At 71.3% G+C, this 10692-nt stretch carries 12 protein-coding genes; all 12 read right to left on the minus strand.

What is annotated here, in order from left to right; genetic code table 11:
* Window positions 1–46: 46 nt before the first annotated feature.
* Window positions 47–592: an adenine phosphoribosyltransferase gene (locus IH00_RS0127730; protein ID WP_031078292.1), complete on the minus strand. Its 546-nt coding sequence runs from the start codon at window positions 590–592 to the stop codon at window positions 47–49.
* The gene (secF, locus tag IH00_RS0127735) at window positions 589–1701 is read right to left on the minus strand and encodes a protein translocase subunit SecF (RefSeq protein ID WP_031078295.1); all 1113 of its coding nucleotides are present in this window, start codon (window positions 1699–1701) and stop codon (window positions 589–591) included. The genes IH00_RS0127730 and secF overlap by 4 nt, the downstream gene beginning before the upstream one ends.
* A 1-nt stretch (window position 1702) precedes the next feature.
* A complete protein-coding gene (gene secD / locus IH00_RS0127740; RefSeq protein WP_031078298.1) occupies window positions 1703–3454 on the minus strand; it encodes a protein translocase subunit SecD in 1752 nt (583 codons plus the stop codon).
* 149 nt (window positions 3455–3603) lie between these two features.
* Window positions 3604–4062 (minus strand): preprotein translocase subunit YajC, encoded by a 459-nt coding sequence (gene yajC, locus IH00_RS0127745; RefSeq protein WP_031078300.1) that lies wholly within the window; start codon window positions 4060–4062, stop codon window positions 3604–3606.
* A 164-nt stretch (window positions 4063–4226) separates the two neighbouring features.
* Complete coding sequence (ruvB, locus tag IH00_RS0127750) at window positions 4227–5306, minus strand: Holliday junction branch migration DNA helicase RuvB (protein WP_031078302.1); 1080 nt, start codon at window positions 5304–5306, stop codon at window positions 4227–4229.
* A gap of 44 nt (window positions 5307–5350) precedes the next feature.
* A complete protein-coding gene (ruvA, locus tag IH00_RS0127755; protein WP_031078304.1) occupies window positions 5351–5962 on the minus strand; it encodes a Holliday junction branch migration protein RuvA in 612 nt (203 codons plus the stop codon).
* Window positions 5959–6492, minus strand: coding sequence for a crossover junction endodeoxyribonuclease RuvC (ruvC, locus tag IH00_RS0127760; protein ID WP_031078305.1), 534 nt, complete (start codon window positions 6490–6492; stop codon window positions 5959–5961). The genes ruvA and ruvC overlap by 4 nt, the downstream gene beginning before the upstream one ends.
* 103 nt (window positions 6493–6595) lie before the next feature.
* A complete protein-coding gene (locus tag IH00_RS0127765) occupies window positions 6596–7348 on the minus strand; it encodes a YebC/PmpR family DNA-binding transcriptional regulator (protein ID WP_031078307.1) in 753 nt (250 codons plus the stop codon).
* Window positions 7349–7410: 62 nt separating this feature from the next.
* Window positions 7411–8001 carry a pyridoxal 5'-phosphate synthase glutaminase subunit PdxT gene (gene pdxT, locus IH00_RS0127770; RefSeq protein ID WP_031078309.1) on the minus strand — a complete coding sequence of 197 codons (591 nt, stop codon included), beginning with the start codon at window positions 7999–8001 and terminating at the stop codon, window positions 7411–7413.
* Window positions 8001–8915, minus strand: a complete 915-nt coding sequence (gene pdxS, locus IH00_RS0127775; protein WP_031078311.1) for a pyridoxal 5'-phosphate synthase lyase subunit PdxS — start codon at window positions 8913–8915, stop codon at window positions 8001–8003. Before pdxS ends, pdxT begins: the two co-directional genes overlap by 1 nt.
* Before the next feature lie 117 nt (window positions 8916–9032).
* Window positions 9033–9572: a LemA family protein gene (locus tag IH00_RS0127780; protein WP_031078313.1), complete on the minus strand. Its 540-nt coding sequence runs from the start codon at window positions 9570–9572 to the stop codon at window positions 9033–9035.
* 227 nt (window positions 9573–9799) lie between these two features.
* Entirely contained in the window at window positions 9800–10537 is a 738-nt protein-coding gene (locus IH00_RS0127785) for a class I SAM-dependent methyltransferase (RefSeq protein WP_031078314.1), read from the minus strand.
* Window positions 10538–10692: the final 155 nt, after the last annotated feature.

A 10692-nucleotide genomic window follows, 5' to 3' on the forward strand; every position in this document is an offset into this window, starting at 1 on the left:
GTCCCGGGGTGGTCCCCGGGACGCCCGCCGTTCACCTCGTGCCTGGTCAGAGCGTGATCAGGGCCTCCAGTGGAGCGCCGCGCAGGGCGGGCTCCAAGCGGGCCCGGCCGCCGAGGAAACCGAGCTCCATGAGGACCGCGACACCGGCGACCTCGGCGCCGGCCCGCCGGATGAGCTCCAGCGATGCCTCGGCGGTGCCGCCGGTGGCCAGGACGTCGTCGATGACCATGACGCGGTCACCGGCGGCCAGGTCCTCGGCGTGCACCTCGATCTCGGCGGAGCCGTACTCCAGGTCGTACGCCTGGCTCAGCGTGGCACCGGGGAGCTTGCCCGCCTTGCGCACCGGGATGAACCCCAGCTCCGCGGTGACGGCGACCGGTGCGGCGAGGATGAACCCGCGCGCCTCCAGGCCGACGATCTTCGTCGCGCCGCTGCGGAGGCACAACTCGGCCAGCGCGCCCGTGAGCGCGCGGAACGCCTGCGGGTCCGCGAGCAGCGGGGTGATGTCCTTGAACACCACGCCCGGCTTCGGGTGGTCGGGGACGTCCCGGATCCGGCTGAGCAGCAGCTCCTGGGTACTGACGGCGGTCACCGGCGCTTCCCCCGGCCCCGGGTGGGCTGGCGGCGCTGACCGACGACGGCACCGGCGGGGGTGACGTCCGCGGGGGCGCCGTCGAGGGCACCGTCCGTGTCCTCGGCGCCGTCCGGGCCCTCGGGGGATTCGCCCTTGGCGGCCGCGGCGGCGCGCTTGGCGAGGACGCGCTTCTTCAGGGCCTTCATCTGCGGGTCGCGTTCCTTGAGGTCCGCGACGAGCGGCGTGGCGATGAAGATCGAGGAGTACGCACCGGCGGCGAGGCCGACGAACAGCGACAGCGAGATGTCGTTCAGCATGCCGGCGCCGAGGACGCCGCCGCCGATGAAGAGCAGGCCGGCGACCGGCAGCAGCGCCACCACGGTGGTGTTGATGGAGCGCACCAGGGTGCTGTTGAGGCTGCGGTTGGCGATCTCGCTGTAGGTCCAGCGGGTCTGCTTGGTGATGTCCCTCGAACCCTCCTTGAGACCGTCGAAGACGACGACGGTGTCGTAGAGGGAGTAACCGAGGATCGTGAGCAGACCGATCACGGTACCGGGAGTGACCTCGAAGCCCACCAGGGCGTAGATGCCGACGGTGATCGTGAGGTCGTGGATCAGGGCGATCAGCGCGGCGAGGGCCATGCGCCACTCGAAGGCGATGGCGAGGTAGATCACCACGAGGATCATGAAGACCCCGAGGCCCGTCCACGCCTTGTTGGCGATCTGCTCACCCCAGCTGGGTCCGACCAGCTCGGCGTTGAGCTTGTCCTCCGGGACCTTCAGGTCGTCGGCCAGGGCGGTCTTGATCTTGTCCGCCTGGGTGGTGTCCACATCGCTGATCTGGATGCGGAGACCGCCGGTGCCCAGCTCCTGGACGATCGGGATGTGCCCGGAGACCTCTTCGGCGACCTCACGGGCCTCGGTCACGGACACCGCGGTCTTGGGCGTCGTGATGACCACGCCGCCCTTGAACTCGATACCCATGTTGAGGCCCTGCACCATCAGGCCCACGACGGCCGTGATGGTGATCAGGATGGAGATGCCGTACCAGATCATGCGCTTGCCGACGAAGTCGTAGCCGACCTCGCCGCGGTACAGGCGGGCGCCGATGCTGCCGAGTCGTGACATCTCACGCCTCCTTCGGGTCGATGGTCGGGGCGGCGGCGCGGCGCGAGCGGCGCAGCGGCGGCTTGGCTCCGAGCCGCTTCGGGTCCAGACCCGACCACGGGTGGCCACTGCCGAAGAACTTCGTACGGGCGAACAGCGTCATCAGCGGCTTGGTGAAGAGGAACACCACGACGACGTCGAGCAGGGTCGTCAGCCCGAGCGTGAACGCGAAGCCCTGGACCTTGCCGACGGTCACGATGAACAGCACCGCGGCGGCGAGGAACGACACGAAGTCGGAGACGAGGATGGTGCGCCGGGCACGCGGCCAGGCGCGCTCGACGGCCGGGCGGAGCGTACGGCCTTCCCGGATCTCGTCACGGACACGTTCGAAGTACACGATGAACGAGTCCGCGGTGATACCGATGGCGACGATGGCGCCGCAGACGGCCGGCAGGTTCAGCGCGAAGCCGATGGCCGGGCCGAGCAGGGACATCAGCGCGTACGTGAGGATCGCCGAGGCGAGCAGGCTGAGGAGCGCGATCACCGACAGGCCCCGGTAGTACACCACCAGGTAGATCACGACGAGGGCGAGACCGATGGCACCGGCGATCAGACCGGCCTTGAGCTGCTCGCCGCCGAGCGCCGCGGTGACGGTGGTGACGCTCTCCTCGACGAACGACAGGGGCAGCGCACCGTAGGACAGGATGTTGGCCAGGTCGGTGGCGGAGTCCTGGTTGAAGCTGCCGGAGATCTCGGCGCTGCCGCCGCCGATGGCGCTGCTGACGGACGGGGCGGAGACCACCTGTCCGTCGAGCATGATCGCGAACTGGTTCTGCGGCGGGGCCTGCGAGGCGAGCTTGCCGGTGGTCTGGGCGAACTTCTTGGTGCCCTTGTCGGTGAAGCCGAGCTGGACGATCCACATGCCGCGCTGCGGGTCGAGGACGGCCTTGGCCTCGTCGACGTCCGTGCCCTCGACCTCGGACGGGCCGAGGATGTACTTGGCGTCGCCCTCACTGCCGCAGGCCACGGTGGGCTTGGCGGGATCGGCGTTGCGCGCCGGGTTGGGCACCTCCTTGGTGCCCTTCTTCGGCGTGCAGTCGAGCGCGGCGAACTGCTTGTCCAGGGCGGCGGTGCCCGGGTCGGCGGAACCGCTCGGCTGCGGGGTCCCGGACGGGCTCGGCTGGGTGCCGGGCTTGCCGGAGGTGCTGGCCGAAGGCGTGGGCGCCTTCTTCAGCGCGTCGGTGACGGCACGGCCCTGGGTCGTGGCGCCCGGCGTGGGCGTGGCCTTGCCGCTGGGGGCCGGCTTGCCGCTGGGCGTGGCGCTCGGCGTGCCGTCGGCGGAGGGGTCGGGCAGCGGTGTGTTGCCCGAGACCGCGACCACGGGCCGGAAGTACAGCTGGGCGGTGGTGCCGACCTGCTCACGGGCCTGCTCGGAGTTCGTCGCCTTGGGGATGTTGACGATGATGTGCCGGTTGCCCTGCTGCTGGACCTCGGACTCCGAGACACCCAGACCGTTGACGCGGCGCTCGATGATGCCGATCGCGGTCTGCATGTTGGTGTTGTTGATCGAGTCCGGCTTGCCCGGCTGGTTCTCGGCCCTGAGCGTGATGCTCGTACCGCCGGCGAGGTCGATGCCCAGGCGCGGGGTGAGGTCCCCGGTCGCGAACATGCCGCCGACGAGGGCGCCCATGACGACCAGGATCAAGGCCAGGGCGCGCCCCGGCCTGCCCTGGCCCCCCGTCGCCGGCCCTCTGCCCTTCTTGGGTGCTGCCACCTTCTCGTTTCTCCCTGTCCAACCGCCATGCGCCGGGTGAGCGCCGTGGCGGCCACGAAGTGGTGTGGGGATTCCCCCGCGTGTGTCGGCACGGACGCGCGGACCGCGCTACGCCGCCCGGCGGCGTCACGCGGTCCCCGGATGATGCCTTACTTCGCGTCGGTGTCGCCGTCGCTCTTGTCGTCGGTCTTCGCGTCGCGCCGGCTCTCCTCGGCGTCCTTCTTGCCCAGGTCGATCTTGTCACCCTCGGTGGCCCCGGCCTCCGCGGCCTCGGTCAGCGACGAGGCGTCGTCCGGGACGACAGGGGCGTCGGTCTTGAGCTCGGTGTCACCGTGGACGATGCGGTTGTACTCGTCGTCCTCGAGCACGGCACCGACCGCGTTCTTGGCGTAGACGGCGTGGACGCCCGGGGCGACCTCCAGGAGGACCGTGTCCTCGCCGACCTCCTTGACGGTGGCGTACATCCCCCCGATCGTCCGCACGCCGGTGCCGGGCTGCATCTGGTTGCGCATTTCGACCGCTTGCTGCTGCTTCTTCTTCGCAGAGCGGGTCATCAGGAACATGGCCCCGATGAGGACGATGAACGGGAGGAGGGTCATGATGCTCACGGGACGACAAATCCTTCACACGGTCGCGGGGAACCGCGGCCTGATCTTCGGGGGTGGGCACGCCGACCGAAGGGTCGGCATCGGCGGAGTCTAGGCGAGTCCGCATCGATGGAACAACGCCCAGCATGGCACCGTGGTTCCTGCCCCGGCCACTGACGCCGCCGTCACGCCCCGAACAAGCCCTGTTGTCCCCTTCCCGGGCCTCCTGCCTGCGGCGGCACGAGTCCGAGGTGTGTCCAGGCGGCGGGGGTGGCGACCCTCCCCCGGGGCGTGCGGGCCAGCAGACCCTCCCGTACGAGGAACGGCTCGGCGACCTCCTCGACCGTCTCGCGCTCCTCCCCGACGGCCACGGCGAGCGTGGACAGGCCGACCGGGCCGCCGCCGAAGAGCTTGAGCAGCGCCTGCAGCACCGCGCGGTCCAGGCGGTCCAGGCCGCGGCCGTCCACCTCGTACACCTGCAGCGCGGTGGCCGCGATCTCGCGCGTGATCACGCCGTCGGCCTTGACCTGGGCGTAGTCGCGGACGCGGCGCAGCAACCGGTTGGCGATACGGGGCGTACCGCGGGACCGGCCGGCGATCTCGGCGGCTCCGTCGGCCTCGATGTGGACGTCGAGGAGCGCGGCGGAGCGGCGGATGACGCGCTCCAGCTCGGCCGGGGCGTAGAACTCCATGTGGGCGGTGAAGCCGAAGCGGTCGCGCAGCGGGGGCGGCAGCAGGCCGGCCCGGGTGGTGGCGCCGACCAGCGTGAACGGCGGCAGCTCCAGCGGGATGGCGGTGGCGCCGGGCCCCTTGCCGACGATGACGTCGACGCGGAAGTCCTCCATCGCCATGTAGAGCATCTCCTCGGCGGGGCGGGACATCCGGTGGATCTCGTCGAGGAAGAGGACCTCGCCCTCCTGGAGCGAGGAGAGGATCGCGGCGAGGTCTCCGGCATGCTGGATGGCGGGGCCGGAGGTGATCCGGATGGGGGCGCCCATCTCGGTGGCGATGATCATGGAGAGGGTGGTCTTGCCGAGGCCGGGCGCGCCGGAGAGCAGGACGTGGTCGGCGGTGGCACCGCGGGCGAGGGCCGCCTTGAGCACCAGGTCCAGCTGCTCGCGCACCCGCTCCTGGCCCACGAACTCGTCCAGCGACTTGGGGCGCAGCGCGGCTTCGACGGCCTGGTCCTCGCCGTCGGCGGAGGCGCCGACCAGTCGCTCGCCGGCGGTGTCGTCGCTGGTGGGTGCGGTGTCGTCCCAGTTCACAGTGGGTTGCCTCTTGCCTCTTGCCTCGGGATCGGCGGTACGGGTCAGCGGGTGCGGTTCAGGGTCTGCAGGGCGGCCTTGAGGAGCTGCCCGATCGGCGGCTCGCCGCCGGCCGCCTCGGCCTGCGGGGTCACCGCGGCGACGGCCTCGTCGGCCTCGCGGGTGGCGTAGCCCAGGCCGAGCAGCGCGGCGTGCAGCTGGTCGCGCCAGGAGGCGGTGACCGCCGAGCCGACGGCGGCGGGTGCCGTGCCCGTCGGTGCGCCGAGCCGGTCCTTGAGCTCCAGCAGCAGTTTCTGCGCGCCCTTCTTGCCGATGCCGGGCACGGCGGTGAGCGCCTTCTCGTCACCGGAGGCCACCGCTGCGCGCAGCGCGTCCGGGGAGTGCACGGCGAGCATGGCCTGCGCCAGGCGGGGGCCGACGCCACTGGCGGTCTGGAGCAGCTCGAAGACCTGTCGCTCGTCGTCGTCGGCGAAGCCGTACAGCGTGAGCGAGTCCTCCCGGACCACCAATGAGGTGGCCAGGCGGGCTTCCTGACCCACCCTCAGGCCGGACAGGGTGTCGGGCGTGCACTGGACGGCCATGCCGATGCCGCCGACCTCGATCACGGCCGTGGTCGGGGCGAGGGCGGCGACGGGGCCGCTCACGAAGGCGATCATGCGGTACGGCCTTTCATGGCTCGATGGGCGGCGACGGCTTGCTGGAGCCGGTTCTGGGCGGGGGCCCGCCAGATGTGGCAGATGGCGAGGGCCAGGGCGTCCGCGGCGTCGGCCGGCCTGGGCGGCGCGTCCAGCCGCAGGAGCCGGGTGACCATGGCGCCGACCTGCGCCTTGTCGGCGCGGCCGCTGCCGGTGACGGCGGCCTTGACCTCGCTGGGGGTGTGCAGGGCGACGGGCAGTCCGCGGCGGGAGGCGCACAGGATGGCGACGGCGCTGGCCTGGGCGGTGCCCATCACCGTCCGTACGTTGTGCTGGCTGAAGACCCGCTCGACCGCGACCAGTTCGGGCCGGTGCTCGTCCAGCCACTCCTCGATGCCCCGCTCGATGGCGACCAGGCGGTGGCCGGTCTCCGCGTCCGCGGGCGTACGGACCACACCGACGCCGAGCATGGTCAGCGGACGCCCGGCGACTCCCTCCACGACGCCGACTCCGCATCGCGTCAGTCCTGGGTCCACCCCGAGAACGCGCACGCCACCCCTCCTTCGACAACTGTTCGTGCAGGCTAGCGGGTGGCACTGACAACGCGACGGGCCGACGGGGTGTGTTCCCGTCGGCCCGTCGCACCGGCGTGGGTCAGGCGTCGACCTTCGCCATGACGTCGTCGGAGACGTCGAAGTTGGCGAAGACGTTCTGCACGTCGTCGCTGTCCTCCAGCGCGTCGATCAGCTTGAAGATCTTGCGCGCGCCCTCCTCGTCCAGCTCGACCTGCATGGTCGGGACGAAGCTGGCCTCGGCCGACTCGTAGTCGATACCGGCCTCCTGGAGGGCGGTGCGGACCGCGACCAGGTCGGTGGCCTCGCTGATGACCTCGAAGTTCTCACCGAGGTCGTTGACCTCCTCGGCGCCGGCGTCCAGGACCGCGCCGAGCACGTCGTCCTCGCTGAGGTCGCCCTTGGGGAGGACGACGACGCCCTTGCGGTTGAAGAGGTACGACACGGAGCCCGGGTCGGCCATCGAGCCGCCGTTGCGGGTCATGGCCACGCGCACGTCGGAGGCGGCGCGGTTGCGGTTGTCGGTGAGGCACTCGATGAGCACCGCGACGCCGTTCGGCCCGTAGCCCTCGTACATGATCGTCTCGTAGTCGGCGCCACCGGCCTCAAGGCCGGCGCCGCGCTTGACCGCGGAGTCGATGTTCTTGTTCGGGACGGAGCTCTTCTTCGCCTTCTGGATGGCGTCGTAGAGCGTCGGGTTGCCGTCCGGGTCACCGCCGCCGGTGCGGGCCGCGACCTCGATGTTCTTGATCAGCTTCGCGAAGAGCTTGCCGCGCTTGGCGTCGATCACGGCCTTCTTGTGCTTCGTCGTAGCCCATTTAGAGTGGCCGGACATCTGCCTGTCTCCTTCGCGTAACCCGTTTCAGAACGAACCCGAGAGATCCTACCGGGACCGGATCAGCTCGCGGCGCGCACCATGTCGACGAACAGGGCGTGCACCCGGTGGTCGCCGGTCAGTTCCGGGTGGAACGAGGTGGCCAGGGCGTTGTCCTGCCGCACGGCGACGATGTGACCGTCGTGCTCGGCGACGACCTCGGCCCGGGCGCCGACCGACTCGACCCAGGGGGCGCGGATGAAGACGCCTTCCACCGGGCCGCCGTCGATGCCTTTGACCTCGACCGCGGCCTCGAAGGACTCGTTCTGCCGCCCGAAGGCGTTGCGGCGCACGATCATGTCGATGCCGCCGAGGGTCTCCTGGCCCGAGCGCGGGTCGAGGATCTTGTCGGCGAGCATGATCAGGCCGGCGCAGGTGCCGTAGACGGGCATGCCCGCCGCGATGCGCGCGCGCAGGGGCTCCATGAGACCGAACAGGACGGCCAGCTTGGAGATGGTGGTGGACTCGCCGCCGGGGATGACCAGTCCGTCGACCTCGGCCAGTTCCTCGGGGCGCCGGACCGGCCTGGCCACGGCGTCCGCCGCGGCCAGGGCGATCAGGTGCTCGCGTACGTCGCCCTGGAGAGCCAGGACGCCGATGAGCGGAGTGGTCATCACCAGCCCCGGTTCGCGTAGCGCTCGGCCTCGGGGAGGGTGTCGCAGTTGATGCCGACCATGGCCTCGCCCAGGTTGCGGGAAGCGTCCGCGATGATCTTCGGGTCGTCGTAGAAGGTGGTGGCCTTGACGATGGCGGCGGCGCGCTTGGCCGGGTCGCCCGACTTGAAGATGCCGGAGCCGACGAAGACGCCCTCGGCGCCGAGCTGGCGCATCAGCGCGGCGTCGGCCGGGGTGGCCACGCCACCGGCGGAGAACAGCACGACCGGCAGCTTGCCGAGCTCGCTGACCTCCTTGACGAGCTCGTAGGGGGCGCGCAGCTCCTTGGCGGCGGCGTACAGCTCGTTGTTGTCGAAGCCGCGCAGCTTGGCGATCTCGTTCTTGATCTGGCGCAGGTGGCGGACGGCCTCGACGACGTTGCCGGTGCCGGCCTCGCCCTTGGAGCGGATCATGGCCGCGCCCTCGGCGATGCGGCGCAGGGCCTCGCCCAGGTTGGTGGCGCCGCAGACGAAGGGGGTGGTGAAGGCCCACTTGTCGGAGTGGTTCACCTCGTCGGCCGGGGTGAGGACCTCGGACTCGTCGATGTAGTCGACGCCGAGGGACTGCAGGACCTGGGCCTCGACGAAGTGGCCGATGCGGGACTTGGCCATGACCGGGATGGAGACCGCGTCGATGATCTCCTCGATCATGTTCGGGTCGGACATCCGGGCCACGCCGCCGTCCTTGCGGATGTCGGCGGGGACCCGCTCGAGGGCCATGACCGCGACGGCACCGGCGTCCTCGGCGATCTTCGCCTGCTCGGCGTTGACCACGTCCATGATCACGCCGCCCTTGAGCTGCTCGGCCATGCCGCGCTTGACGCGCGCGGTGCCGGTCTCGGGGGACTGCGGGGTGGTGGGGAGCGTGCTGGACACGAGGGACCTCACTCGAAGGAAACAGGGGTTTCGACATCAGTGAGGAAACCTGGCGCGCCCAGTCCACATCAAGGGCCAATAGGGAGCCGGTGGCTCGTTTTCGGGCGCCTGTACGGTTCACGGCCGGTCCGCGAGCGCCGCGGGGGGCTCGTCGTCCATCTCGAAGGCCATCGGGAACGGCGCGTGCCCGGCCAGCCGGAACCAGCGCACCGTCCGGTGCCGGCGCAGCGCCCGCGCGGCGCGCACGGCGTCGTTGTGGAACCTCCGGGCCATCGGGACCCGGCGAACGGCCGCCGCCAGCTCGCCGGCCGCCTCCTCGCCGCCGGGCGCCTCCCGGACCGCCTCCATCTGCTCCGGCTCCCCGAACACGGCGCGCAGCGCCTGGCTCAGCTCGCTCTCGGCGACCTCGCGGTGCTCCTCCTCCGCCTGGCGGGCGGCGTGCGCCGCCTCGTACAGCACGATGGACGCCGCCGGGTCCAGCACCTTGGCGGTGGCCAGTTCCTGGGCGACCGAGGCGCGGCGTACGAGCTGGGCGTCGAGTGCGGCGCGGGCGGCGTCGATCCGGGCGTGCAGCCGGTCGAGCCGCCCCGCGGTCCAGCTCAGGTAGAGACCGATCGCGACGAGGCCGACGACGATCCAGATGAGGGTTTCGATCACGGGCGCACAGGCTACCGGGAGGCCGGCACGGGCCCTTCCCTGGCCGAGCGGTCCCGGACGCCCTCAGGGTCTGACGTTCGGATCAGGCCGGATCAGGCAGTGGCGTCCGGCGCCGTGCACCGCGAGGCGGAGGAGGGAGCCGCTGCGGAGCATCGGCGACCGACGACAGCGCCGCGAGGTGCGGTGTCCGGACACCCGCCCATCAGCCGCCTCAACGACGCTGCGGGTCAATACACCTGGGGCCGGCGGAAGAGGGCGGTCCAGAGGAATCCCTCGCCGAACGCCGTGGAGTCGGCCGCCTCGTCGCGCATCCGCCGCAGTTCCACCTCGGTCAGGCCGCCGAAGATCCGCCGCAGCGACTCCGGCGTGTAGGCGAGACCGCCCTGGAGGGCCCCTTCCCGGTAGAAGTGCGCGTCGGGGAGTTCGGAGCCCATGCCGCCGGGCCCGGCCGCGAAGCAGGTGAGCGCGAAGTGGCCGCCGGGCGCGAGGACGCGGTCGAGCAGTGCGAGGTGGCTGACGCGGCGGTGCGGCGGCAGGTGGTGGAAGCAGCCCGAGTCGTACACCAGGTCGTACGGGCCGCCGGCCGCCCAGGTGAAGGCGTCCCCGCAGTGGAAGCGCACCTCCGCGCCCGCCTCGCGGGCCCGTTCCCGGGCCCAGGCGATGGCCTGCGGGGACAGGTCGACGGCGTCCACGTCGAAACAGCGCCCGGCGAGGTACAGGGCGTTGCGGCCGGGGCCGCAGCCGAGGTCCAGGACCCGGCCGCCCGGCGGGACCACCCCGCGCTCGACGTACGAGACGAGGTTCTCGTCCGGCTTGGCGACGAAGAACGGCACCGGCTTGTCCCGGTCCGCGTAGAAGCCGTCCCACCAGTCCGACGCGCCGGCCGTCCACCGGTCGGCCTCCGGTGCGAAGAGCCCGTCCAGAAGTGCCATGACGTCGTCGATCGTGCGTATGTCCCGGTCCATCCGGTCCCCCTCTCCCGAGGACCCAATTTTAGGCCGGAACACGACAAACATGCAGCTCACAGCGGGTGCAGCGAGGTCCGAGGCGGCCGTCAAACGCCCTGCTGGCAGACCGCCCGGCCCCGGTCCCGCGGTGCGCCCCGCGGTCCGGCCACCGG

It is taken from the genome of Streptomyces sp. NRRL S-118, assembly GCF_000716335.1.
Taxonomy (GTDB): domain Bacteria; phylum Actinomycetota; class Actinomycetes; order Streptomycetales; family Streptomycetaceae; genus Streptomyces.